The organism is Halobacillus sp. ABA4_118 (assembly GCF_056160205.1).
Genome location: NZ_JBSWWS010000001.1, coordinates 439,221 through 462,379 on the forward strand (window position 1 = coordinate 439,221; position 23,159 = coordinate 462,379).

The 23,159-nt window shown below is 45.6% G+C and carries 29 protein-coding genes and 2 riboswitches; of the genes, 3 read left to right on the forward strand and 26 right to left on the reverse strand.

Annotated features, from left to right (window positions below):
- Positions 1–10: 10 nt before the first annotated feature.
- The 9 genes from sufU to ACXAGL_RS02345 all read right to left on the reverse strand — a co-directional run bounded on the left by sufU (position 11) and on the right by ACXAGL_RS02345 (position 7,360).
- Positions 11–454 (reverse strand): Fe-S cluster assembly sulfur transfer protein SufU, encoded by a 444-nt coding sequence (gene sufU, locus ACXAGL_RS02305; protein ID WP_206933576.1) that lies wholly within the window; start codon positions 452–454, stop codon positions 11–13.
- Positions 444–1,664, reverse strand: a complete 1,221-nt coding sequence (locus ACXAGL_RS02310; protein WP_474969306.1) for a cysteine desulfurase — start codon at positions 1,662–1,664, stop codon at positions 444–446. Before ACXAGL_RS02310 ends, sufU begins: the two co-directional genes overlap by 11 nt.
- Positions 1,664–2,971, reverse strand: a complete 1,308-nt coding sequence (sufD, locus tag ACXAGL_RS02315; RefSeq protein ID WP_474969307.1) for a Fe-S cluster assembly protein SufD — start codon at positions 2,969–2,971, stop codon at positions 1,664–1,666. The genes ACXAGL_RS02310 and sufD overlap by 1 nt, the downstream gene beginning before the upstream one ends.
- An 18-nt stretch (positions 2,972–2,989) precedes the next feature.
- Positions 2,990–3,769, reverse strand: a complete 780-nt coding sequence (gene sufC, locus ACXAGL_RS02320) for a Fe-S cluster assembly ATPase SufC (protein WP_027956417.1) — start codon at positions 3,767–3,769, stop codon at positions 2,990–2,992.
- Between the two features lie 239 nt (positions 3,770–4,008).
- Entirely contained in the window at positions 4,009–4,161 is a 153-nt protein-coding gene (locus tag ACXAGL_RS02325; RefSeq protein WP_474969308.1) for a YuzK family famiily protein, read from the reverse strand.
- 214 nt (positions 4,162–4,375) lie between these two features.
- Positions 4,376–4,741 carry a carboxymuconolactone decarboxylase family protein gene (locus ACXAGL_RS02330; protein WP_474969309.1) on the reverse strand — a complete coding sequence of 122 codons (366 nt, stop codon included), beginning with the start codon at positions 4,739–4,741 and terminating at the stop codon, positions 4,376–4,378.
- A gap of 66 nt (positions 4,742–4,807) precedes the next feature.
- A complete protein-coding gene (locus ACXAGL_RS02335; protein ID WP_474969310.1) occupies positions 4,808–5,650 on the reverse strand; it encodes a MetQ/NlpA family ABC transporter substrate-binding protein in 843 nt (280 codons plus the stop codon).
- 23 nt (positions 5,651–5,673) lie between these two features.
- Positions 5,674–6,342 carry a methionine ABC transporter permease gene (locus ACXAGL_RS02340; protein ID WP_160838465.1) on the reverse strand — a complete coding sequence of 223 codons (669 nt, stop codon included), beginning with the start codon at positions 6,340–6,342 and terminating at the stop codon, positions 5,674–5,676.
- Positions 6,335–7,360 (reverse strand): methionine ABC transporter ATP-binding protein, encoded by a 1,026-nt coding sequence (locus ACXAGL_RS02345; protein WP_474969311.1) that lies wholly within the window; start codon positions 7,358–7,360, stop codon positions 6,335–6,337. Before ACXAGL_RS02345 ends, ACXAGL_RS02340 begins: the two co-directional genes overlap by 8 nt.
- A 78-nt stretch (positions 7,361–7,438) precedes the next feature.
- A riboswitch (SAM riboswitch) is annotated at positions 7,439–7,552 on the reverse strand.
- Between the two features lie 164 nt (positions 7,553–7,716).
- A riboswitch (SAM riboswitch) is annotated at positions 7,717–7,817 on the reverse strand.
- A 98-nt stretch (positions 7,818–7,915) separates the two neighbouring features.
- On the opposite strand from ACXAGL_RS02345, the gene ACXAGL_RS02350 reads away from it, so the two are divergent.
- Positions 7,916–8,335, forward strand: a complete 420-nt coding sequence (locus ACXAGL_RS02350; RefSeq protein ID WP_474971098.1) for a TlpA family protein disulfide reductase — start codon at positions 7,916–7,918, stop codon at positions 8,333–8,335.
- 132 nt (positions 8,336–8,467) lie between these two features.
- Here ACXAGL_RS02350 and ACXAGL_RS02355 read toward each other — a convergent pair whose 3' ends face one another.
- The 8 genes from ACXAGL_RS02355 to ACXAGL_RS02390 form a co-directional block, all read right to left on the reverse strand.
- Positions 8,468–8,776, reverse strand: a complete 309-nt coding sequence (locus ACXAGL_RS02355; protein WP_474969313.1) for a thioredoxin family protein — start codon at positions 8,774–8,776, stop codon at positions 8,468–8,470.
- A 9-nt stretch (positions 8,777–8,785) separates the two neighbouring features.
- A complete protein-coding gene (locus ACXAGL_RS02360; protein WP_027956410.1) occupies positions 8,786–9,133 on the reverse strand; it encodes a toprim domain-containing protein in 348 nt (115 codons plus the stop codon).
- Between the two features lie 128 nt (positions 9,134–9,261).
- Positions 9,262–9,645: a glycine cleavage system protein GcvH gene (gcvH, locus tag ACXAGL_RS02365; protein ID WP_027956409.1), complete on the reverse strand. Its 384-nt coding sequence runs from the start codon at positions 9,643–9,645 to the stop codon at positions 9,262–9,264.
- 84 nt (positions 9,646–9,729) lie between these two features.
- A complete protein-coding gene (locus tag ACXAGL_RS02370; protein ID WP_474989640.1) occupies positions 9,730–10,089 on the reverse strand; it encodes an arsenate reductase family protein in 360 nt (119 codons plus the stop codon).
- 238 nt (positions 10,090–10,327) lie between these two features.
- Positions 10,328–12,109, reverse strand: coding sequence for an acyl-CoA dehydrogenase family protein (locus ACXAGL_RS02375; protein ID WP_474989642.1), 1,782 nt, complete (start codon positions 12,107–12,109; stop codon positions 10,328–10,330).
- A 16-nt stretch (positions 12,110–12,125) separates the two neighbouring features.
- Entirely contained in the window at positions 12,126–13,301 is a 1,176-nt protein-coding gene (locus ACXAGL_RS02380) for an acetyl-CoA C-acetyltransferase (RefSeq protein ID WP_474989644.1), read from the reverse strand.
- Between the two features lie 30 nt (positions 13,302–13,331).
- Entirely contained in the window at positions 13,332–15,734 is a 2,403-nt protein-coding gene (locus tag ACXAGL_RS02385; RefSeq protein WP_474989646.1) for a 3-hydroxyacyl-CoA dehydrogenase/enoyl-CoA hydratase family protein, read from the reverse strand.
- Between the two features lie 225 nt (positions 15,735–15,959).
- Positions 15,960–16,877, reverse strand: a complete 918-nt coding sequence (locus ACXAGL_RS02390) for a proline dehydrogenase family protein (protein ID WP_474969318.1) — start codon at positions 16,875–16,877, stop codon at positions 15,960–15,962.
- Positions 16,878–17,074: 197 nt separating this feature from the next.
- On the opposite strand from ACXAGL_RS02390, the gene ACXAGL_RS02395 reads away from it, so the two are divergent.
- A complete protein-coding gene (locus ACXAGL_RS02395; RefSeq protein WP_474969319.1) occupies positions 17,075–17,338 on the forward strand; it encodes a hypothetical protein in 264 nt (87 codons plus the stop codon).
- A gap of 11 nt (positions 17,339–17,349) precedes the next feature.
- Positions 17,350–17,685 (forward strand): spore coat protein, encoded by a 336-nt coding sequence (locus tag ACXAGL_RS02400; RefSeq protein WP_474969320.1) that lies wholly within the window; start codon positions 17,350–17,352, stop codon positions 17,683–17,685.
- A gap of 161 nt (positions 17,686–17,846) precedes the next feature.
- Here ACXAGL_RS02400 and ACXAGL_RS02405 read toward each other — a convergent pair whose 3' ends face one another.
- The 9 genes from ACXAGL_RS02405 to ACXAGL_RS02445 form a co-directional block, all read right to left on the reverse strand.
- Entirely contained in the window at positions 17,847–18,053 is a 207-nt protein-coding gene (locus ACXAGL_RS02405) for a copper ion binding protein (protein ID WP_474969321.1), read from the reverse strand.
- 89 nt (positions 18,054–18,142) lie between these two features.
- Positions 18,143–18,907, reverse strand: coding sequence for an STAS domain-containing protein (locus ACXAGL_RS02410; RefSeq protein WP_474969322.1), 765 nt, complete (start codon positions 18,905–18,907; stop codon positions 18,143–18,145).
- The gene (locus tag ACXAGL_RS02415) at positions 18,894–19,553 is read right to left on the reverse strand and encodes a cobalamin B12-binding domain-containing protein (RefSeq protein WP_474969323.1); all 660 of its coding nucleotides are present in this window, start codon (positions 19,551–19,553) and stop codon (positions 18,894–18,896) included. Before ACXAGL_RS02415 ends, ACXAGL_RS02410 begins: the two co-directional genes overlap by 14 nt.
- Positions 19,554–19,558: 5 nt before the next feature.
- Entirely contained in the window at positions 19,559–19,927 is a 369-nt protein-coding gene (locus tag ACXAGL_RS02420) for a hypothetical protein (RefSeq protein WP_474969324.1), read from the reverse strand.
- Positions 19,924–20,229 carry an antibiotic biosynthesis monooxygenase family protein gene (locus ACXAGL_RS02425; protein WP_474969325.1) on the reverse strand — a complete coding sequence of 102 codons (306 nt, stop codon included), beginning with the start codon at positions 20,227–20,229 and terminating at the stop codon, positions 19,924–19,926. The genes ACXAGL_RS02420 and ACXAGL_RS02425 overlap by 4 nt, the downstream gene beginning before the upstream one ends.
- A 171-nt stretch (positions 20,230–20,400) precedes the next feature.
- Positions 20,401–21,207: a VLRF1 family aeRF1-type release factor gene (locus tag ACXAGL_RS02430; RefSeq protein WP_027956395.1), complete on the reverse strand. Its 807-nt coding sequence runs from the start codon at positions 21,205–21,207 to the stop codon at positions 20,401–20,403.
- A gap of 65 nt (positions 21,208–21,272) precedes the next feature.
- A complete protein-coding gene (locus tag ACXAGL_RS02435; protein WP_474969326.1) occupies positions 21,273–21,500 on the reverse strand; it encodes a DUF4129 domain-containing protein in 228 nt (75 codons plus the stop codon).
- Between the two features lie 175 nt (positions 21,501–21,675).
- The gene (locus ACXAGL_RS02440) at positions 21,676–22,563 is read right to left on the reverse strand and encodes a glycine betaine ABC transporter substrate-binding protein (protein WP_474969327.1); all 888 of its coding nucleotides are present in this window, start codon (positions 22,561–22,563) and stop codon (positions 21,676–21,678) included.
- Between the two features lie 157 nt (positions 22,564–22,720).
- Entirely contained in the window at positions 22,721–22,903 is a 183-nt protein-coding gene (locus ACXAGL_RS02445) for a YfhD family protein (RefSeq protein ID WP_027956393.1), read from the reverse strand.
- Positions 22,904–23,159: the final 256 nt, after the last annotated feature.

A 23,159-nucleotide genomic window follows, 5' to 3' on the forward strand; every position in this document is an offset into this window, starting at 1 on the left:
GGCAAAAGCTTTAGTCCTGCTTCTCTTCTCCGACACCTTTTTCCATGGCTTTCCATGCCAGTGTCGCACATTTGATGCGTGCCGGGAACTTGGCTACTCCCTGAAGGGCTTCAATATCGCCAAGGTCAAGGCCGTCTTCATCAATGTCTTTCCCCTGCATAAGGTCGGAAAACAGCTCGGACATCTTTAGTGCTTCATCAACGGGTCTGCCTTTAATCGCCTGCGTCATCATGGATGCGGAGGAAAGGCTGATGGAACAGCCTTCTCCGTCAAACTTCGCTTCCTGGACCAATCCGTCCTCCACTTGCAGGTAAACCTGTATCCGGTCCCCGCAGGTCGGATTGTTCATATCTACGACCATTGGATTTCCTTCAATGGAGCCACGATTGCGCGGGTTTTTATAATGATCCATAATGACTTGACGGTAAAGGGTATCTAGGTTATTAAAAGACATCGCCAAAATACTCCTTTGTTGTTTGTAATCCAGCGACAAGTCGGTCTATATCTTCTTCTGTGTTGTAGAGATAAAAACTTGCTCTGGCCGTAGCCGAGACGTTCAGCCAGCGCATCAGCGGCTGGGCACAGTGATGTCCCGCACGTACAGCCACCCCTTCAGCGTCAAGCACGGTTGCGAGATCGTGAGGGTGGACATCGCCGAGATTGAACGTTACAAGACCGGCACGATGTTCAGGACCGAAAATCTTCATATCGTCCATCTTGTTCATTTCCTGAACCGCATAGGCAGCCAGTTTTTCTTCATGCCTGCGAATGTTATCCAGTCCGATGTCTGAAAGGAAGTCGATCGCTGCGCCAAGACCAACAGCGCCTGCAATGATCGGCGTACCCCCTTCAAATTTCCACGGAAGCTCTTTCCACGTGGAATCATACAGGTTAACAAAATCGATCATCTCACCACCGAATTCAACCGGCTCCATATCATTCAACAAGGCTTTCTTACCGTAGAGAACACCAATGCCGGTCGGACCGCACATTTTGTGGCCGCTGAAGGCGTAAAAGTCAGCATCCAGGTCCTGGACGTCGATGCTCATATGAGGGACACTCTGAGCTCCGTCCACGAGCATGACTGCACCTTTACGGTGGGCGATTTCAGCCACTTCCTTCACCGGGTTGATCGTACCAAGTACGTTGGATACATGCATCATTGCTACAATTTTCGTTTTGTCGGTAATCGCTGCTTCTGCATCTTCCAAACGAACGGTTCCATCGGGCTGCATCGGAATATACTTGAGGACAGCGCCTGTTTCTTTGACGACCTGCTGCCACGGGATGATGTTGCTGTGGTGCTCCATCTGAGTAATGACGACTTCGTCACCTTCAGAAAGGTTCGCACGGCCGTAGCTTGATGCTACCGTATTGATCGCTGTCGTTGTACCACGTGTGAAAATGACTTCCTGTGTACTGGAAGCATTTATGAAGCGGCGGACTTTTTCGCGGGCACCTTCATATTCGTCTGTTGCTTTCGTTCCCAGTGTATGAACACCTCTGTGAACGTTGGAATTGTATCCGCGGTAGTATTCATCAAGCTTCTCAATCACCTGAAGGGGTTTTTGGGAAGTCGCGGAGGAATCCAGGTACACGAGCGGATGCCCATTCACTTCCTGTTGAAGGATTGGGAACTGTTCGCGTACAGCTTTTACATCCATTAATAGACTTTCCTTTCAATTACCTGTCTAAGCTGGCGTTTTACCGCCTCTACAGGCAATTGATTTACCACAGGTGCCAGGAATCCGTGAATAATCAAACGCTCCGCTTCAAAGCGAGAGATTCCACGGCTCATTAGATAATAAAGCTGGATTGGATCCACACGGCCGACAGAAGCAGCGTGACCAGCGGTAACGTCATCTTCATCAATAAGAAGGATCGGGTTCGCATCACCACGTGCATCTTTGCTGAGCATCAGTACACGGGACTCCTGCTCGGCATTGGATTTACTGGCGCCGTGTTCGATTTTTCCGATTCCGTTAAAGATTGCAGAGGCTTTGTCCTTCATAACTCCGTGCTGAAGGATATATCCATCCGACCCTTTTCCGAAATGGGTGATATTCGCTGTAAAGTTCTGCTTCTGCGCTCCACGGCCGATGGCTACTGTTTTCGCATTGGAATGGGAGTTGTCACCGATCAAATGCGTGATGTTTTCAGAAACGGTATCTCCTTCATTCATCTGGCCGAGAGCCCATTCGATCACTGCATCACGATAGGCTACACCGCGGCGGTTCGCATAAACTGTCGTTCCGGCTTCGAAGTTATCCACCGCACCGAAGGAAACCTTCGCTCCGTCTTTAGCGATCACTTCTGCCACAATGTTGGAAGAAGTTTTTTCTTCTTTATTGTGGGAAATATAGTTCTCCACATACGTAACAGAACTGTTTTCCTCTGCCACAACAAGAATGTGGTTAACGAGAGAGGCTTTAGGATCCTCCTGCCAGAAAATCGCCTGAATCGGTTCTTCGATCTGAACGTTCTTTGGAACATAAAGGAAAATCCCGCCGTTCACTAGAGCCGCATGCAGCGCAGTCAAACGGTGTTCGTCCACGTGCACCGCATCATTCATGAAATACTTTTCAACGAGATCGCTGTGCTCACGGACAGCTGTCAGCATGTCTGTAAAGATGACACCCTTGTCCTTCAGCTGCTGTTCAATCGCTGCATAGGCAACGGTATGGTTACGCTGAATTACAAGGTTCTGCTGTTCTTTTTCCTGATCTAAAAAGTCCTTGATTTCAACTGGAAGATCGTCAAGGTTTTCAATCTTATCACTCGTTACGTGATGATCGAATTCCGTGAAGTTCCATTTGGATATATTGGTTTTATCTGGTTTTGGTAATGGAAGAGATTCTGATTTCTCCAGAGCACTTAGACGAAGGTTCTTCATCCATTCAGGTTCCTGAAGACCCTGGGAAAAGTTTGTAACATACTCTTTGTCGTATGGTAGTGTGACTTCTACTGTCATGGTTACCCTCCTATCTTATTACGCGTTGACCGTTTCGTCTTCGATGCCAAGCTCCTGCTTGATCCAGTCGTATCCTTCTTCTTCAAGGCGCTGGGAAAGCTCCGGACCACCGGACTTCACAATACGACCCTGCATCATCACGTGTACTTTATCAGGAGTGATGTAGTTCAATAGACGCTGGTAGTGAGTGATGATCAGGCAGCCGAAGGAGTCGTTGCGCATTTCGTTGATCCCTTTGGAAACGACTTTAAGAGCATCAATATCCAGGCCGGAATCAATCTCATCCAGGATGGCAATCGCCGGTTGAATCATCATCAGCTGCAGAATTTCGTTACGTTTTTTCTCACCACCGGAGAAACCTTCGTTCAAGTAACGCTGAGCCATGTTCTTATCCATTTCAAGTGTATCCATCGTGTTGTCCATCTCTTTAATGAATTTCATAAGAGAGATTTCATCACCTTCTTCACGGTGAGCGTTAATGGAAGAACGCAGGAAGTCGGAGTTGGTTACACCGCTGATTTCACTCGGGTACTGCATGGCCAGGAACAAGCCGGCTTTCGCACGCTCGTCTACTTCCATCTCCAGTACGTTTTCACCATCAAGGATGATTTCACCTTTGGTTACTTCATACTTCGGATGACCCATGATTGCAGAGGACAACGTGGACTTACCTGTTCCGTTTGGTCCCATAACTGCGTGGAATTCACCGCCGTTGATTGTTAAGTTTACACCTTTAAGGATTTCCTGACCTTCAATCTCTACGTGAAGATCTTTAATTTCTAATGTTGATCCTGCCATAATGTATACCTCCAGTATCTATTATTATCGAATGTCCAGTCAGACTGAAAACAAACATTCATTCTCAATTTATTCTCATTATAATCTTAAATCATTTTTTATTTGTAATCAACTTTTTCCCACTGGTAAAAGGAGAGGGAAACCTGGACATTGATACATGTTCATTCTCACTTTCCTACATTAGTATAACATGAAAAAATCAGGTGACTAAAGCCACCTGATTGATTCGTTCCTAAACATTATCTATGCAATTGACGGTCCACCTGGGCATGCATTTTCTGAGTTTGTTCGAATTCACGCTGACGCTTTTGTTCTACTTCCAGCCGAGTGTCCAGTCTACGGCTGTACTCCGCATAACTCGTATTGTGAGCCTGATGCATAGCCTTTTCCATTTCAGCGGTGAAATTCAACTGCAGATGGTCATTAATAACGAATCAACCCTTTCAGATTATTTACACAATTTAGGTTACCACAAATCTTTACCCTGTATAAAATCTTCTGAAACCGCATTTTCATTCATATGCGGACCCGCGGACCGATGTAAGCGTTTAATAATTGCATTTCCATTTAATACATTACTTTTTCTTTAATTTTCTAATAATTCAATTAGTTAACGTTGTTCGTTAAATCACTGTAGGCGTCCTGGACAAGGGTAACAGCTTGACTGAGAGCTGCTCCGCCTCCAAAAGCTGCGGCGACTCCACAAGCTTCCATGATCTCTCTTTCCGAAGCTCCCTGATCGACACAGCCTTTGGTGTGGTAGATCATACAATATTCATCCTGGGCCACGATGCTGATTCCGAGAGCCATCAGCTGCTTGTCTTTTTGTGAAAGCTCTCCGGCTTTAAAACACTCCTGGGAAAATTGACTGAACTGGTGGGCGACTTCAGGCATGTGTTCCGCAAAGACACCCATTCCTTCTTTATAATCGTGTAAATATGTCTGCGTCCACGTCATATTCTGATCCTGCATGTTAAAACCTCCCATAAATAATAAGTGACTGCGGTTAGTATCAACCGCAGTCACTTATTTTATCCGTTATTCAGAATCGTCGGAGACAGGGATAACTGCTCCTTCGTATTCCTCTTCAATAAAGGTTTGAATGTCTTCAGAACGCAGGACTTCCACTAGCGTGTTCAGTGCCTCGTTGTCCTCGTCTTTGCTTTGAGCAGCGATGACGTTCACATAAGGGGAGTTTGTCCCTTCAAGGATGATCGCATCATCTTTTGGTACAAGGTCCGCTTCAATCGCGTAGTTCGTGTTAATCGCTACAAGGACTTCTTCCTCTTTGTTGTACACTTCAGGAAGGCCGGCTGCGTCCACGCCGGTATCAAACTGAAGGTTTTTAGGGTTCTCGACAATATCATTGACCGTGGCATCCACTTTTTCTACACTCTCATCCAGTTTGATCAACCCTTCTTTTTCAAGAAGTGTCAATACACGACCGTGGGTGGATACAGAACGGCTCATGACGAACTCGGTACCTTCTTCTACGTCTTCAAGGTTGTCATACTTTTGGGAGTACACACCGATCGGCTCAATGTGAATCCCGCCGAGATTGGCAAAATCATAATCATCATTATCCTGCTCTTGAAGTTCCATATAAGGAATCGTCTGGAAATAGTTTGCATCAATACGTCCTTCGGCCAAATCCTGGTTTGGAAGGATGTAATCCTGGTATTCCTCGATATTTAACGTGATCCCTTCTTCTTCAAGAAGCGGCTTTGCTTCTTCAAGAACTTCAGCGTGAGGAACACTTGTTGCTCCTACTGTAATTTCCGTATTTCCTTCACCGCTGGAGGAATCTTCCTCAGAAGAACCGCAGGCGGCAAGAACAAGAACGAATAACAGCGCAACCGCTGTTGTCCAGATTTTTTTCATGAATAATCTCTCCCTTTTGTTTTTTATCTTTTGTCCAATTTACGGGAAGCATAATCTCCGATGAATTGGAAAATAAACACAATAATAATGATAAGCACCGTGCAAATGAAGACCACATCAAAATTACTACGCTGGAAACCGTAGAAATAAGCAAAATCTCCAAGACCACCGGCACCAATCGCACCCGCCACGGCGGTATAACCAATCAGTGCAATGGCGGTCACCGTAATTCCTGAAATAAGGGCAGGCATGGATTCAGGCAGCAGGACTTTGAAGATGATCGTTGATGATTTAGCCCCCATCGCCTTCGCTGCCTCTACGACACCTTTTTCCACTTCCTTCAATGCAATCTCAACAAGTCTCGCGTAAAACGGAGCTCCTCCGATAATTAACGCCGGAAGGGCTGCGTTCGGACCGCGGATCGTTCCAATCAAGAAGTCTGTAAACGGGAACAGAAGCAGGATCAATATAATAAAAGGAATGGCACGGAAAATGTTTACGACAGAAGCTGTCACTGCATTGACCACTTTGTTCTGCCAGAGCCCTCCCGGACCAGATAAATAAAGCAGCAGGCCGAGCAGAATCCCGAGGATAAATGTGCCGGCTACGGAAATCAGAGTCATATACAACGTTTCATTTGTGGCTGTAATCATGTCTTCCATGCGTACGTTTGGCAGTAATCCATTAAGCATCCGGGTTCACCTCCACTTCCACAGAAGTCGAGCGTATATATTCGATTGCCCGGGCTGCTTCCTCATCGTCTCCTTCAAACTGAACAAACATCGTTCCGTAAGCTCCTTTTTGCGTCTGCGTGATCTTCCCGTGAAGAATATTCACATCCAGGACGAACTTCCTGGAGACCTCACTGATCAGCGCTTGGTTGGTACTCTCTCCTACAAAATGCAGCCGGACGATTTTTCCGGACTGGTACTTATCTTTGATCAATTTCAGAGAGTGCTCTTTTTCCTGATCACCCATCACCTGATCGACGAATTTCTTCGTCACTGGCTGATCTGGATGAAGAAATACGTCCAGAACATCTCCCTTTTCAACGATTTTCCCCTGCTCCATGACTGCCACCTGATGACAGATCTTACGAATGACATGCATTTCGTGAGTAATCAAAACTATGGTCAGTCCGAGTTTTTCATTGATGTCTACAAGAAGATCCAATATGGAGTCTGTCGTTTCCGGATCCAGAGCGGATGTCGCTTCATCACAAAGGAGGACTTTCGGGTTGTTGGCCAGCGCCCTGGCAATTCCTACACGCTGTTTCTGTCCACCACTCAACTGGGATGGGTAGGAGTTTCCTCTGCCGGATAAACCGACCAGATCGATCAGTTCGTTCACTCTTTTGCTCCGTTCTTCCTTTGGTACACCGGCAATTTCCAACGGAAAAGCGATGTTATCATAAACCGTTCTGGACCAAAGCAGGTTGAAGTGCTGAAAAATCATTCCGATATCCTGGCGGGCAATACGCAGTTTATTCTTACTGAGTCCCGTTAAATCCTGATCACCGACGTGGATGCTGCCCTCTGTTGGATCCTCCAGTCGGTTCAACAGCCGGATAAAAGTACTTTTACCCGCTCCACTATAACCAATGACACCGTAGATTTCCCCTTTATTTATTGTAAGGCTTAAGCCATCAACAGCTTTCACTTCCCGATCCTTCGTTTGAAAAACTTTAGAAAGATCCTTGATTGTAATCATGATGTGTTCCCTCCCATTCAAAAAACGCCATTCTGTTCGAGAACAGAATGGCGTTTCAATAACAATGTATCTTCTGTTCTCTCATCTGTCAGAGCTGTTATGCTCTGCAGGATTTGGCACCTTGACAGGTCGGTTACACCTGCTGGTTGCCGGGCATCGTAGGGCCAGTCCCTCCGCCACTCTGGATAAGAGATTTTAGCTTATTAAATTATTACTGCTTTAATTCATTTCATAACTACAAAGTGGATTTTAGCACTCTGCCACCAGCGTGTCAACATAAATGAGCCACTTTTCAGAAAAGAAGAACATCTGGATATGCAAAAAAGTCTCTCCTAAAATAGAAGAGACTTTAGTGGATCTCATCTATCAAAGCTTTACGCTCCGCAGGATTTAGCACCGTGCTTTTGCCGGTTGCCGGGTTTCAAAGGGCCAGTCCCTCCACCACTCTGGATAAGTTATGATGTCGCTGTGAAATTATATGTTATGTTAGCATGGAGTCTATACGGACGTCAAAGATAATAATCAGGTATATTTTTACAGTAAGGAGATGAAATCATGAAGGAACGTGCTCCTCAATTTGAGCTTTCTTATATAAATCAGCCCTCCACCTATCGTCTGAGCGACCATTTCGGAAAGGTGATCGTCCTGACTTTCTGGGCATCCTGGTGTCCTGACTGCGGGAGAGACTTACCTAAAAAAGAGCAGCTCTTTGAAACGATGGACAAAGAAAAAGTGGAGCTGGTTACGATTAACGTTCCCGGTCGTGAACGCAGCCCTGATGCCGGAAAGGAATATGCTGAAAAATTTCTTAACCAGCCTACCTTGATTGATGATGGGCGAAGCTTATACGATACGTTCGGCTGCAAGGGCGTCCCTTCCACTATTATCATAGATCAGGAAGGCAGGGTCCACGAATCGTTCGGTGATAAAGCTTCCTTTCTCGATATCGTCCAGTCCCTGGGGGAAATTGTTTAATCATCAAAACAGCGGAAGGCCTCCCACCCGCTTATCACTGGTCATACGGCCGATGAATAAAACCCGCCCTGTTTATGCAGGACGGGTTTTTTACCGTTTTTATCTTGTCATTTCCCGGGGAATAAAGGCGGGTTATAGATAGGGAATGATCTTTTCATACATGTGTGGGACGGATTGAAAAGCATAGACCTTTTCAAGAACTTCTCCTTTATGGGTAATCAAGAGGCATGGAACACTTTCCACTCGATATTGTTCCATCAATGCAGGATGCAGAGAGGCGTTCATTTCCGAGAATAGTGTTTTTTTATACATCTCTTCCAACGTTATCAGCATCTTGCGGGCAAGGTGGCACGTCCCGCAAAAAGGGCTGTGAATAAATGTCATCGTTTTTTCATCCGAGGACAGCACCCAGGCTGCCTCATTTTGTATTAAATTCTGCAAAGCTTCCTCCTAAATTAAATACATCGACTTCACGCTGAAATGACGGCTTAACAGGGCACGGGCGAGTTCCGGCTCGGGAGTAGCCGCCACTTCTCTAAAGGCTTTATCAATATAAATATGCTCTGCGTGCGGAAGTTCCTCTGTCAGCATCTTCCGTAGTTTAAAACCGGAATCATCTTCATCCACAAGGATATAGACCGATCGTTCATCCAGGTTATGTTCAAAGATCATTTCTTCCATTCGCTCAATACCGAGCGTCCCATGGGTACAGATGATTTCGATTTTCTCATCCAGTACTTTGTTCAATTTCTTCTTATCTGTAATCCCTTCAACAATCAAAATCCGTTCTCCATCCATCTTCATCACCTACTATATAGAAACAGACCATGCCATATGGCATGGTCTGAACATGATTAAGATCAAGCACGATCATGTCAGACAAGGAATCATCAGTCCTGCCTGTACAACGGGCTTACTTGTTTTGATTAATCTTCATCAATCATCGCTTCATATTCTTCAGAAGACATCAGCTGCTCAACTTCTGAAGAATCGCTTGGTTCAACAACAACCATCCAGGCTTTATCATAAGGAGACTCATTCACAAACTCAGGGCTGTCTTCCAAATCTTCATTCACTTCTACAACTTTACCGCTGATCGGTGCATATAATTCGGAAACGGTTTTTACAGATTCCACACTTCCGAAAGGCTCGTCTGTTTTTAGTTCTTCTCCCACTTCAGGAAGCTCAACAAAAACGATGTCGCCAAGTTCAGATTGAGCAAAATCCGTGATTCCGACTCTGACTTTTTCTCCTTCTTCTTTCACCCATTCGTGTTCCTGAGAATAACGTAGATCTTTTGGTAAGCTCATATTCGATTACCTCCACAGTTCTTGTTTTTGTTTAATGACAGTTATAAACATAAAAGCCTTCTGCTTTTATTTCCAATGTTCTGCTCATCGGCCCCAGACGTTTTCAAATTCATCGGCTTTGAAACCAACAGTGACATTTGTTCCATCAGTGACGATGGGCCGTTTGATGAGCATCCCGTCTGAAGCGAGCATGCGCAGCATTTCTTCTTCATCTGCATCTTTCAGCTTTTCCTTCAGGTTTAACTCCCGATACTTCTTCCCACTGGTGTTGAAAAATTTCTTAACCGGTCGTTCACTCCTGGCCGTGAGGTCCTTCAACTCTTCCTGTGAAGGGGGATGTTCAACAATATGTACAGATTCGTAAGGAACCCCTTCATCATCCAGCCATTTTTTCGCTTTTTTACAAGTACCGCAGTTTGGGTACCAGTAGAAGGTAACAGGCATATGCTCCTCCTCCTTCCAACTTGTTACGTCTTATTTTATCACAATGGAGACAATCTTTTCATTGAAAATTACTTTTCCCTCCAATTCCTTTTTCATTCTTTTACATCCTTCCTTCTCTTTATTCAAATGCCTCCAAAAACACCTTTTCCCGGGAAAATTGAATGTCCCTGTGAGGAGAGGATTCCTTCCTCTCTACATGCCAAAAGCCCGCACTTTCAAGTGCGGGCTGGTCACTGATTTATACGTAATATCTTTCGGACTCAATTAATCCCTGGGCAATTTCCCGCTTCTTCGGAATGACGTTCGTCGGTGTATGACGTGTCAGTTTACGAAGAGCACCAAGCATCATACGCAGGGAGTCGCCGGTTTCAGACGCAATCAACGTTTCTTTCGCATGGGCCTCGATTCTGTTAAAGGCTTCCTGTACATACACCTGCGTGTAGAGGAGCTTCTGCTTATTCTTTTCTTCACCAGAACGATGGATGGCTTTCTCCGTACGAAGCAGGGCTGATTCCATGTTATAGATTTCACCGACCATATCAGCGATATTGACGAGCACCTCCTGTTCTTTATCGAGCTTTTCTCCGTACTTCTGAGCGGCAAGGCCGGCGGCAAGAAGTCCAATTTTCTTGGCATTTTTAACTAAATACTTCTCCTGCTCCAATGGCTCCAAACCAGGTTCTTCCGGCATCATCATCATGATTTCCTCCTGTAGTGTCTGGGCTTTTTGGAGGAGAGGAAGTTCCCCTTTCATCGCTTTCTTAAGCAGTGTACCCGGGACGATCATCCGGTTGATTTCATTCGTTCCTTCAAAAATACGGTTGATCCGGGAATCGCGGTACATCCTTTCAACTTCGTACTCCGCCATGAAACCGTAACCCCCGTGGATTTGTACGGCTTCATCGGAAGCAAAGTCGAGCAGTTCGGTACCGAACACTTTATTCAAGGAGCATTCAATCGCATATTCAGCAATAACCTTCGCAACAGCTGCCCCGTCTTTCAGCTCTTCATCAGTAAGTTTGCCCATGCTCTGTTCAAACAGCCCGACGGTCCGGTAAACGGAACTTTCATTGGCATACGTGTTTGCGGCAACCGAACCAATTTTCTCCTGGATCAATGGGAACTGTGCAATCGGAGTTTTAAACTGTTTTCTTTCTTTGGCGTATTTTACAGACAGTTCAATCGCCCGTTTCGCTCCGCCAACACCACCGATGGCCAGCTTGTAGCGACCAACATTCAGTATGTTAAAGGCAATAACGTGGCCTTTTCCGATGTCCCCAAGGACGTTTTCCACCGGAACTTCCGCATCTTCAAGAATCAATGTACGGGTGGAAGAACTCTTAATTCCCATTTTCTTCTCTTCCGGACCTGTAGACACACCTGGATACTCTCTTTCTACAATAAATGCTGTGAATTTGTCTCCATCAATCTTGGCATACACAACAAATACATCAGCAAAGGCGGAGTTGGTAATCCACTGTTTTTCCCCGTTCAAAATGTAGTGGGTGCCCGCTTCATTAAGCTTCGCTGTCGTTTTAGCTCCAAGTGCATCAGACCCTGATCCCGGCTCTGTCAGGGCATAAGCGGCAATCTTTTCACCTGTAGCGAGTACAGGGAGGTATTTATTTTTCTGATCATGATTCCCGAAGAACACAATAGGAAGAGACCCGATCCCCACGTGCGCACCATGAGTGACGGAAAACCCGCCGGCACGGGAGAACTTCTCCGTAATTAAGGATGAACTGATTTTATCCAGCTGGAGACCGCCATATTCTTCAGGTACATCGGCACCGAGCAGTCCAAGATCGCCCGCTTTCTTCAAAAGAGCGACAGAATGTTCAAACTCATGGTTTTCCAGATTCTCAATCTTTGGAACAACTTCACCAAGAACAAAGTCTTCAGCCGTCTTGGCAATCATCAAATGTTCATCTGTAAAGTCCTCCGGGGTAATGACCTGATCGGCCGTTACATCCTCGACAATAAATCCGCCACCTTTAATCATCTCTTTTAATTCACTCATTGGTTGAGCCTCCCCATTAGATTAATTCAAATACCCCGGCAGCACCCATACCGCCGCCGATACACATCGTTACGACACCAAATTGCTCGTTTCTTCTCTTCATTTCATGGATAAGACTCAGCGTCAATTTCGTCCCTGTACAGCCCAGCGGATGGCCAAGGGCAATCGCTCCTCCATTGACATTGACTTTCTCAGGATCAAGACCCAACTCACGTATGACGCGCAGCGACTGAGAAGCAAACGCTTCATTCAGTTCAAATAGACCAATATCCTGAATGGACAACCCTCCCATTTTCAATGCTTTAGGCACCGCTTCAATGGGGCCGACCCCCATAATTTCTGGTTCTACACCTGCGACAGCAAAAGATCGGAATTTCACGAGTGGCTCGAGCCCCTCTGACTTCGCTTTCTCATGATCCATCACCAGAACGGATGCAGCGCCGTCGCTCATCTGTGAAGAGTTTCCTGCTGTCACGGAACCTCTGGTAGAAAATGCCGGCTTCAGCTTTGCGAGTATTTCCTGTCTTGTGCCGGGACGGACTCCTTCATCGACTGTAAACATCGTTTTCGTTTCCCTCACTTTGTGATCAGCACCAAGTTCTCGGTTTGTCACTTCCACCGGTACGATTTCGTCCTCGAATTTCCCTTCCTGAATCGCACGTGCCGCACGTTCATGACTCTGAACAGCAAAAGCATCCTGGTCTTCTCGCGAGATCCCGAAGCGCCCGGCAACCTCTTCAGCTGTATGACCCATGGACATGTAATACTCAGGGGCCTGCTCCACCAATTCAATATTCGGCTTGATCACGTGTCCACCCATAGGGATCAGGCTCATCGATTCGGCTCCTCCCGCAAGTGCGGTGTCACTGTGTCCAAGCATGATTTTTTCAGCGGCGTAGGCGATACTCTGAAGACCTGAAGAACAGTATCGGTTTATCGTAATCGCAGGAACTTTATGATGCAGCCCTGCCAGCCCGGAAATATTGCGGGCCATGTTCATTCCCTGCTCAGCTTCAGGCATGGCGCATCCGATAATGACATCATCAATATTCCCTTCATAACCTCCGGCTCTTTTTAAAGTTTCTTTTATCGTTAAAGCGGCCAGATCATCCGGTCTTGTATGAGCGAGTGCGCCTTTTTTAGCGCGTCCCACCGGTGTTCTTGCTCCCGCTACAATCACTGCTTCTTTCAATGTATGTCCCCTCCTCTATGTCCTCTCCTTTTAGTTACGGAGCGGCTTTCCTTTCATAAGCATGTGCTGCATACGAGCCTGCGATTTCGGCTCACCAATCAGGCTGAGGAATGCCTCTCTCTCCAAGTCCAGCAAATACTGCTCATCGACGAGTGTCCCTTGTTTCAGTCGTCCGCCAGCCAGAACAAAGGCCAGCTTTTCAGCAATTTTCATGTCATGCTCACTTGCGTATCCGCTTAAAACGAGAGACTTCGCTCCAAGAATCATTGTAGCCAGCCCTTGTTCTCCTGTGACGGGGACCTTCGTCCGCTTTGGTGCTTTGTATCCGGAACCGGCCAGACCAAGAACCTTCTGCTTGGCATCATGCAGCAGATGATCTCCGTTTGTACTTACTGCATCTCTTTGATCCAAAAATCCGTTTTCAAGAGCTTCTTCTCCAGAAGTAGATACTTTCGCCATCGCAATCTTTTCAAAGACACTGACGGCCGCCTTTTGAAGGTCAACCTCCACACCCTCAGGGATATTCCGCAGGTGTTTGATATACAGCTCCTTGTTTCCACCACCGCCGGGGATCAGTCCGACTCCTGTTTCGACAAGACCCATGTACGTCTCTGGAGAAGCTTGAATCGCAGCAGACGGAAGGCAGACCTCCGCTCCTCCGCCAAGCGTCATTCCGAATGGTGCTGCAACAACCGGCTTATCGGAATACTTCAATTTCATCATGCTGTCCTGGAAGTTCTTTACGACCATTTCAATTTCAAAGAAGTTGTAATCCTGAGCTTCCATCAGCATCATGCCGAGGTTGGCACCCACACAGAAGTTCTTGGCCTGATTGCCGACGACGAGACCGTGCCAGTCATTCTCATCTACATAATCCACAGCGAAGTTCATCATCTGTACAATATCCAGCCCTATCGCATTACTTCGGGAATGAAATTCGAGCGCAGCGACTCCATCACCTAAGTCAATGAGGCTCGCACCTGCATTTTTCTTAATCACATCTCTTTTCTCTTTCAGACGCTTCAGATTGATTTGTTTTTTATTAAAGACCTTCTCTTTGTACTCCCCATTGTGGTAGTAGTAAACGTTTCCATTTTCGTGTTTATAAAAGGATGGATTCTTATGATCGACCAGCTGCTCCACCCATGAAGGAACCGTTTCCCCTTCGGCCTTCATCCGTTCAACGGAGGATTCAACACCAACAGCGTCCCATATCTCGAATGGACCTGCTTCCCAGCCGAACCCCCACTTCATGGCATCGTCAATAGCAGAAATATCATCAGCGATTTCTCCTGCCAATTCTCCTGAATACAGCAGCACCGGTTTGATGATGGACCAGATCAAGTCACCGGCACGATCTCCTTCTGCCTGAACGAGGGTTTTGAGCTTGCGGTGCAGGCCTTTCTCTTGTTTGGCCGCCTCTGTTGCTTTTGTTTTTAATTTTCCACGCGGCTCATAATCAAGCGTTTCAGGATTCAACTGAAGAATCTCACTGCCTTCTGCTGTTTTATTTTTCAGGAAGAACCCTTGACCGCTTTTTGATCCGAGCCATCCTTTTTCAAGCATCGCTATCATAAAACCTGGAACTTCAAAAGCTTTCTTCTCGTCTCCTTCCACCTGTTCATAGACATTGTTGGCGACATGGATAAAGGTATCCAGGCCTACAACATCAAGCGTACGGAAGGTTGCGCTTTTCGGACGGCCGATCAACGGGCCGGTTACAGAATCCACCTCACCGACGGAGTATCCTTTTTCAAGCATCTTCTGCACGGTGATGAGGAGGCCGTACGTACCGATACGGTTGGCAATAAAGTTCGGTGTATCCTTGGCTTCCACCACACCTTTACCAAGCACATCCTCTCCAAATGTTTTCATAAACGAGAGGACTTCCGGATCTGTCGCAGCCGTCGGGATCACTTCCAGAAGCTTCAAGTATCGCGGCGGGTTGAAGAAATGCGTTCCGAGAAAATGCTTCTTAAAATCATCGCTGCAGTCGGCGGACATGGCCTCAATGGAAATGCCGGACGTATTGGAGCTAACGATCGAACCGGGCTTACGGTATTGATCCACCTGGGCAAGCACTTTCTTTTTGATATCCAGGTTTTCGACGACGACCTCTATAATCCAGTCGACCTCTCCCAGTCGGCTCATATCGTCGGTAAAGTTGCCCGTTTCAATCAAATCAAGATTTTTTTTACTTGTCAGTGGAGACGGCTTCTGCTTTAGGAGAGCTTTCTTATTCTCAACGGCTATACGATTCCGCACCGCTGGGTGTTCAACCGTCAACCCTTTACTCTTTTCCTGCTCGGATAATTCCCGGGGTGCAATGTCCATCATCAGCACAGGGATTCCTGTGTTGGCCAGGTGGGCAGCAATGCCGGCCCCCATCACCCCTGAGCCTAAAACTGCAGCCCGTTTAATTTTTTGTTTCATCATTTCTCCCCCTATCTCTTTGAATGAATACTCATTCATTTTACGGTCAAAAAAATATAGTGCTGAACCGGTATCTACGTCTAATATAAAATATATTCAGACATTTCGCAATCCTTTTCTCCATAAATCTTAAAAATTCTTCCAAGTCCATTTCGTTATGTTAGTGTATGAGCGTCCGGCCGGTTTTGATTAAAAAAAGGAAAGACCGTGCGGGACAGCCCTTCCTCATCTTCCAAATACTCCTTTTAGCACGAAAGCGACGTTTGCCGGCCGTTCTGCGAGACGACGCATGAAGTATCCATACCAATCATTCCCATAAGGTACGTACACACGCATTTTATACCCTTCCTCCACCAATTCTTTCTGACGTTCCACTCGAATCCCGTACAGCATTTGAAATTCAAACTGATCTTTTGATAGGCCTTCACTCTCCACCAATTTCTTTGTATACTCGATCATTTCATCATCATGTGTAGCTACTGCTGTATAATGGCCGTTCATCAAGTGGATCCGGATAATTTTCTTTAAGTTGTCATCCACGTCTTTCTTATCCGGGAAGGCCACTTTGGCAGATTCCTTATAGGCTCCTTTCACAAGTCTCAGGTTCGGGGAATACTCATCAAGCGATTCTATATCTTCAACCGTCCGGTACAAATACGACTGGAGGACGGTTCCGATATGATCATATTCCTCCCTCAACTGCTTGAAAATCTCCAGGGTTCTGCCGCAGCGTTCGTAATCTTCCATATCAATGGTCACAAACACATCATTTTTTTCTGCCGCATCAAGGATCTTCCTCATGTTCTCCATCACAAGCGATTCGGAAATATCCAGCCCCATGGACGTCAGTTTAAGGGAAAGTTGTGAATCGAGATGATGTTCTGCTATGGCTTCAATCGCGGCGATACATCCTTCCGCTGCTTCTCTGGCTTCTACCTCACTGTCAATGAACTCTCCAAGGTGGTCAATCGTGACTGCCATACCCTGGTCATTCAAAAGCCGGATGGTTCTCACAGCATCAGGTACAGAAACACCAGCGACAAACTTACCGGCACCAAAACGGAGTCCATATTTTTTCGCAAGCTTTGTAAAGAAACGGTTTTTCGATAAAAAAAGAAAGAAATTGCGCATCACCTTTTCCATCATGAAGCCCCCTGACTGGTGGTGGGTGTGTTTTTTATAATTTTCAGAAATGTAAACGTTTGTGATTCTATCTTATCATTTTTCTTAATAAAGGGTGAATATTTTCATCTGATATTCGACAAATAAAACCCATCTTTCATTTATACTTCATCCTTAAACAGCCATACTAACAGGGAAAACATAAAGGAGGGAGTTCCATGCAGCAGAACCCGGCAACTGGGTCCATGCAGGGCGCACAGCCGATGGCTCAGGCCCCTGATGTTGTGACCATAAAAGATCAACTATATCTTGCGGACATGCTTTCCTGGAATTTAAACGCTTGTAAAAAAGCTCATTTTTTCGCTCAAAATTGTCAAACCCCTGAAATCCAGGCGGCGTTGGACGAAGCCGGCCAAATGCACCAGCGTCACTACAATAGAATACTGGAGCACCTGAATACACAGGCCAGTAAACCGAATTGAGGAGGGCCGTTATGAATCCGAACCAACCACAAAAAATTCAAAATCCTGAAACGACTGTACCACAGACACCGCAGATGAATGAGCGGGATTTCGTCAACGATCTACTGGCTACGGAGAAGTACATGACATCGTCGTACAGTACAGCATTGAATGAGGCGAGTAACCAAGCGATTTATCAGGATCTGGCAACCATCTTCAAGGAAACACAAGACTGTCAGAGAAACCTGTATAACCTCATGTTCAAACACGGATGGTATGCTCTGGAGCAGGAAGAGAACCAAAAGCTTGACCAGGCCTATCAGAAATTTTCCGGTTATCAATCACAGCTTCCTTATACAGTGCAGTAAAAAAAGCCCGGGGCCCCGGGCTTTTCTTATTGTTAAGTATGTGATTAAGGTGGCTTGCGTCCATCATCCCGGTTCCCTATCCTGCTCTGCATCCCATTAAAAAAGCTGTCGGGATCCTTCCCGACAGCCTGAACAGGCCTGGAAAGCCAGGCCCTTTATCCTTATCCAACGACCTCATACCCTTGGGCATGGATGGATTCTTTAATTAGATTTTTACCGACATAGGCTTCGTCGTACACCACATTGACCTTACCACTGTCGAGATGAACCTCTGCTCCGTGCACACCTTCAAGTTTTTCTACTGTATCTTTAACCGTTTTCTGGCAGTGCTCACATGTCATACCGTTCACTTCAAGCGTCATTTCCATTACAAAACACCCTTTCTATTTTCTCGTTTACTTTACCTATTCCACATTGGAAGAGGGGAATAAACCGAAAATCAGCAGAAAGCAGCGCTTTACTGCACACAGTATTTGTAAATGGCTTGCTGAAGAGAATGAAGATAAGAAACTTCAATAGGAAAACGGATATGCTGGAGTTTTGGAACCTGTTCAGGCCGTACTCCTGTAATGACCACAGCGGCTCCCATATAAAATAAAGAAGCGGTCAGACTTTTCAAAGCCTGAGCCCCATCTTTCGGAATATCTCCAACGGCAGTGAAATCCAGCAGCACCCGTTCAATACCACCTTGATTGACACGTTGGAGCAGCGGTTCTTCGACGACATCCATTTTATCCAGGGATAAATCACCAAACAAAGGGATCAACGCCGTTTCCTCTGTAAGAGTAATAAAAGGAGCCGAAAGACGGTTGTTCAACTCCAACGCTTCCTCCAGTTTTTCTTTTTCCTCAAGAAGTTGAAAATTCGTATCATTCAGGCGGGCGCGCAGTTGATTCATCATCGTGGTGACACGCTCCATCTGGTCATCCTTCAATATGAGCAGAACTTCTGCATGAAGGTCATTACTCCATTTGACGTGCAGATCACACGTTACAGGGTTCCTTGCGTTTCCAAAAGGCTTCAGCTGGACTTCCAATGTTACCTTTTTCACTTCCGGATTGATCCACTTTTTCAGCTTGGAAAGACTGCCTTCATCAAATAAGTCCAGGAAATTCTGCGTGATGACAAAGCTGTCTTCTGCTTCCTTGGAATAAGATTGCAGGATGAAGTTTTTGTTGATTGTAAAAACGGGCAGAGGAAAAGAATGGTCAACTCGTTTCATTGATGGATTCTTCCCTTCCTTCTTTGAACCAATGCGTCAGATGTCCGATATTTTTAATTACCATAACCTTCTCGGATTCAAACTCCGACAAGTCAAACTTATAAGCAAGACGGCCGCCGATCATGATGGTCGGCTTCCAATCCAGCTGGGTGAAGGCCTCTATGGATTTCTTTATGGCAGGAATACGATAGGACAAAGCCGCTGATATTCCTATTACATCAGGCTGGAATTTTTTAATTTGTAACATGGAATGTTCCATTGGAAGATCCGGCCCTAAATAACGGACGCGCCAGCCATGCTCTTTGAAAGTGTCGGCGACCATTTTCAGCCCGATATAATGCTGCTCCTCTTCCACTCCGAAGAGAAGGACTTTATAACTTTGCTGCTGACGGCGTTTAGGAGCCCGGTGGTCAGACTCGATTTTTGAAAGAACAAAATCACATATGGCTGTAGCCAGATGCTCATCCGCAACCGATATTTCATTGTTCTCCCACAGCTTTCCCACATGGTACATTGCCGGGGTGATCAGATTTTCAAACACGTAGGCCCTTGGATGGTTCTCCAGGAGACGATACGTGTAGTTCAATGCTTTCTCTTCATCTCCACTCAAAAAAACTTGAGCAAGTTGTTCATGATCCAGATCCAAAATAGTCACCTCTCGTTCAGAGTATGAAGTCGTTTGAGAGCCTGGTCTAAATAGACGATGAACATCTGCTTCTCGTCCTCATCCACAAGAGACTGTCCATCCAGCAGGCGGACGAGCCGCTGAAAATTATCAATAATCAGTCCGGTCGGCACGTTTCTGGACGTCAATACGTTGTTGAGCCAGTCCGTATAGTCCATAAAAAAGTCTACACTTCTCATCTCGTAAGCCGCAGCCAGATGGTCCAAATGATGATGATTGTCTTCTTCGGTCCGGTCTCTCCCATTCTGGCCGAATTTCTCCCAAAGATAGGGATAGGCTTCATAGATTTCTTCTGTTACGATCCGGACAAGGTGGGCCTGTTCCGTGTTATTCATGTTGCCACCACCTCATACTTCTTCACTATTGGAACAATTCCCTTCAACTCTTCGTCAGGGTAATGTTTTTCAAGCTCATGAATTTTCTTGAACTGCTCACTTCTTGCCCAATTCAAATAAGCTTGTTTAGATTCCCACTCCAAGTGAACCGTCAACTCTCCCCGCTTCCGATCGTTCTGGAGAAGCTGAAAAGATAAGAATCCCTCTGCTTCATCTACGAGGCGGGAGCGATTCCGATAAATCTGTATGAGATCATCAGCTTTGTGTTCCGGGACCACTACAGTGGAGTCTACAACAAACATGTCCATTTCCCCAATCTCATTTATTTTCGCTGTATACTATTTTACCATAGCCTCTGAAAATCTGTATAATGGAAAGATTAAACGGGCCTATGCCGGTCCATATCCAGTTTGGATGGTATGTATAAAATGACACATGAAAAAGCACCGGTTCCCCGGTGCTTTTCTAATAAATTATTGGACAACCTCATCGAGCACATGCATCTCTTCATGGTCCAGAAGGTTTTTGTTAATCATGTCTTCCGCTTCCTTATTCATATGGTCCTGAAGGTCTTTCAATTCTTCCTTGTCACCAACGAGGTAGAAGCGCTCCCAGCCATATTGTTTAGCGGCGCGGTCAATCTTTGGAGCTACGCTCTTATACCAGCGGTAACGGTTGGCTTCGAAGCGCTCTTCAAATTGATCCTGCTTCGAATTCTTCGCTCCGCCTGAACCCATGGACGCCTGGGCTCTGTCTGGACCCTGGTGCATGCGCCAATCCTCTGTATTCAAGTCAAGCTCAAACAATTGTGTATCCTTCAACGTTCCCAGTTCAGCATCCAGCAGCTTAATTTGGTTTTTCTGAGTCAGGACGACACCGGTTTTCGGGAATTTCTGCTGCATTTCCTTCAGCTGATCCAACACTGGAGCTTCCTCCCAGTAGAATTCAGTCTTAACCGGCATCTGGAATCTTTCAGCAAACCAGACCGTATCATCACCTGTAGCAAACAATACGACACTTTTTGCAAAATGCTGCTCGTTTTCTTCTATGAAAGTTTCAACTTTTTCTTTCACTGCCCAGTAGTTTCTTTTCTCATCTGAGTCCCCATCTTCCTGAAGGTAGGACTCAAAGTTGTTCAACCCATTCTTCAAATGGATTTTCCATTCGCCGCCTTGTTGATCAGGGTCGGATGGATCTGTATTCAAATACATCGTAAATACTTTTTGTGGCTTTTCTAAGTGAATATGCTCTAGTTTCTCTAATTCTTTGTTTAAATCCATAATTCAGCGACTCCTTTCAATAGTTCAACTAGCTATATTGTCTATGTTTCCTGAAAGATGATCGCTTAAACTTCTTTTCTACAGGCAAGCTGCTTCTTCAATCCATCCAGCTGGTCTGCGAACTGTTTTGACTCCTGCTCGGTGAGGTTTATTCCTCCGTAACGGGCTTTTTCATAGATCTCAACGACAGGATAGGAGAGCTCCAGCCTCCGGAACCACGCTCCTGCGGATTCACAGGTATGCCTGGGGAACCCAAGCTTTTCTGCTTCCTTCTCGAATCGGCGGAACTGCACTGAATTTTTTAACGGAAAACCGGACCTGCCAAAGAGAAGATTTCTGTTTCTCCCCTCGGTCTGACTGTCCTTTTCTTATATCCGGCATAATCCGATCTTCATGCCGGATATAAGAAAAGCTGCCGATAGGATCATCGGCAGCTCGGAGATCCACCAGGGGCAGATCGTTTCAAAGTTATTCTTTTGTCCATTCATCTACAAGATCCTGATGCTCATCCAGCCATTGGCGGGCACCTTCTTCCTCAGAATCCGCTTCATTTATGGAAGCCATGAGACTCCCAAGCTGATTGTCATCAAGCTTGAAGCTGTCCCACCACTTCACCACTTCAGGGTGATCCTCTTTCAATCCAAGTCTTGCTGCATAGGAAATATTTTCAGAATCCCCATAAACATTTTTCGTATCTTCCAGAATCTTCACATCCATTTCTGCAAAGACCCAGTGCGGCTTCCAAAGTGTCGCTACAATCGGCTCTTCATCAGCCATGGCATTTTTAAGTTCTGTAATCATTGTCGGCTCTCCAGAAGAAAGCAGGGAATAGTCCAAGTCGTATTCTTTAATGGCTTCCTCTGTCAAATTCATAATGCTTGCTCCGGCAGAAATCCCTACAATTTGATTGTCGGAAAACTGATCTGTATTTTTCAGGTCCTCGACCGTATTGATATCTTCCATATAAGACGGAACGGCCAAACCAAGTTCTGTTCCCTCATACCATGTCTCGCGCCAATCGATCTCATCTTTATATTTTTCATAAAAAGGCTGGTCTGTATTCGGAAGCCAGATTTCTGTTCCGATATCGAGGTCACCACTCGCTAGTGCTTCATATAGAAACCCTTTTTCAACCTGTTCCAGCTCCACCGAATATCCTTGATCTTCAAGAATAAGCTTCCACATGTTCGATACAGCCACATTCTCAGCCCAGTTGTTCATTCCAATATGTATCGTGCCTTTATCACCATCACTGCCTGCGTCTGTGCTGCTTTCCTCTGTGGATTCTCCACAGGCCGTCAATACGATCAAACCGGCCATCAGAAAAACGGGCAGCCATCTTTTCCACTGTTTCATACGAACGCCTCCTTTAAAACATTCATCCATTTCTTATGCGTTTCACTCACAATTTCGAATTATACCATAAACATAATTAAGTTCAAACAATTTATTCTGTATAAAAAATATATACAAAAACAGTCTCCAGGATGAAACCTGAAGACTGTTGTTTTTCTTACATACGTTTATGAGCTCTGCGGTCGGCCGCTTTCGCTCGTTCTTGAGCGATCTTATCTTCCCTGTCAGCCAGTTCTTCAGAAAACTCAACATCGATGTTCGCATGTTTTTGACTTTTAGGAGTCTGCGGAAGCTTTCGTTTCTGCTTCCCTTTTCCTTTGTGATGTTCATCTCTGCCCATCTCAATCGCCTCCTCACATGTGGAACAATCTTATTATGCGCCGCTCCAAGGTACCTATTCTTAAGGATGCCAGCCAAAATTTTTCCCTTTTTCCAAAATCATTTCTTTTTGTGTTGACACCCCGGAAGACTCGATATATAATTAATCTCGAATTCAAGATAAATAACCACACATTTTTTTACCCATATATCTCGAATTCGAGAGTATGGATAAAAAGATGCGCAAGTCATTCAGCAGGAAGGTGAACAAAATGGGA

What these genes read in the sequence shown, in the direction of transcription:
- sufU (WP_206933576.1), bottom strand. Translation starts at nt 454, where the DNA reads ATGTCTTTTAATAACCTAGATACCCTTTACCGTCAAGTCATTATGGAT.
- ACXAGL_RS02310 (WP_474969306.1), bottom strand. Translation starts at nt 1,664, where the DNA reads ATGGATGTAAAAGCTGTACGCGAACAGTTCCCAATCCTTCAACAGGAA.
- sufD (WP_474969307.1), bottom strand. Translation starts at nt 2,971, where the DNA reads ATGACAGTAGAAGTCACACTACCATACGACAAAGAGTATGTTACAAAC.
- sufC (WP_027956417.1), bottom strand. Translation starts at nt 3,769, where the DNA reads ATGGCAGGATCAACATTAGAAATTAAAGATCTTCACGTAGAGATTGAA.
- ACXAGL_RS02325 (WP_474969308.1), bottom strand. Translation starts at nt 4,161, where the DNA reads ATGGAAAAGGCTATGCATCAGGCTCACAATACGAGTTATGCGGAGTAC.
- ACXAGL_RS02330 (WP_474969309.1), bottom strand. Translation starts at nt 4,741, where the DNA reads ATGCAGGATCAGAATATGACGTGGACGCAGACATATTTACACGATTAT.
- ACXAGL_RS02335 (WP_474969310.1), bottom strand. Translation starts at nt 5,650, where the DNA reads ATGAAAAAAATCTGGACAACAGCGGTTGCGCTGTTATTCGTTCTTGTT.
- ACXAGL_RS02340 (WP_160838465.1), bottom strand. Translation starts at nt 6,342, where the DNA reads ATGCTTAATGGATTACTGCCAAACGTACGCATGGAAGACATGATTACA.
- ACXAGL_RS02345 (WP_474969311.1), bottom strand. Translation starts at nt 7,360, where the DNA reads ATGATTACAATCAAGGATCTTTCTAAAGTTTTTCAAACGAAGGATCGG.
- ACXAGL_RS02350 (WP_474971098.1), top strand. Translation starts at nt 7,916, where the DNA reads ATGAAGGAACGTGCTCCTCAATTTGAGCTTTCTTATATAAATCAGCCC.
- ACXAGL_RS02360 (WP_027956410.1), bottom strand. Translation starts at nt 9,133, where the DNA reads ATGGATGGAGAACGGATTTTGATTGTTGAAGGGATTACAGATAAGAAG.
- gcvH (WP_027956409.1), bottom strand. Translation starts at nt 9,645, where the DNA reads ATGAGCTTACCAAAAGATCTACGTTATTCTCAGGAACACGAATGGGTG.
- ACXAGL_RS02370 (WP_474989640.1), bottom strand. Translation starts at nt 10,089, where the DNA reads ATGCCTGTTACCTTCTACTGGTACCCAAACTGCGGTACTTGTAAAAAA.
- ACXAGL_RS02375 (WP_474989642.1), bottom strand. Translation starts at nt 12,109, where the DNA reads ATGAGTGAATTAAAAGAGATGATTAAAGGTGGCGGATTTATTGTCGAG.
- ACXAGL_RS02385 (WP_474989646.1), bottom strand. Translation starts at nt 15,734, where the DNA reads ATGAAACAAAAAATTAAACGGGCTGCAGTTTTAGGCTCAGGGGTGATG.
- ACXAGL_RS02390 (WP_474969318.1), bottom strand. Translation starts at nt 16,877, where the DNA reads ATGGAAAAGGTGATGCGCAATTTCTTTCTTTTTTTATCGAAAAACCGT.
- ACXAGL_RS02395 (WP_474969319.1), top strand. Translation starts at nt 17,075, where the DNA reads ATGCAGCAGAACCCGGCAACTGGGTCCATGCAGGGCGCACAGCCGATG.
- ACXAGL_RS02400 (WP_474969320.1), top strand. Translation starts at nt 17,350, where the DNA reads ATGAATCCGAACCAACCACAAAAAATTCAAAATCCTGAAACGACTGTA.
- ACXAGL_RS02405 (WP_474969321.1), bottom strand. Translation starts at nt 18,053, where the DNA reads ATGGAAATGACGCTTGAAGTGAACGGTATGACATGTGAGCACTGCCAG.
- ACXAGL_RS02410 (WP_474969322.1), bottom strand. Translation starts at nt 18,907, where the DNA reads ATGAAACGAGTTGACCATTCTTTTCCTCTGCCCGTTTTTACAATCAAC.
- ACXAGL_RS02420 (WP_474969324.1), bottom strand. Translation starts at nt 19,927, where the DNA reads ATGAATAACACGGAACAGGCCCACCTTGTCCGGATCGTAACAGAAGAA.
- ACXAGL_RS02425 (WP_474969325.1), bottom strand. Translation starts at nt 20,229, where the DNA reads ATGTTTGTTGTAGACTCCACTGTAGTGGTCCCGGAACACAAAGCTGAT.
- ACXAGL_RS02430 (WP_027956395.1), bottom strand. Translation starts at nt 21,207, where the DNA reads ATGGATTTAAACAAAGAATTAGAGAAACTAGAGCATATTCACTTAGAA.
- ACXAGL_RS02440 (WP_474969327.1), bottom strand. Translation starts at nt 22,563, where the DNA reads ATGAAACAGTGGAAAAGATGGCTGCCCGTTTTTCTGATGGCCGGTTTG.
- ACXAGL_RS02445 (WP_027956393.1), bottom strand. Translation starts at nt 22,903, where the DNA reads ATGGGCAGAGATGAACATCACAAAGGAAAAGGGAAGCAGAAACGAAAG.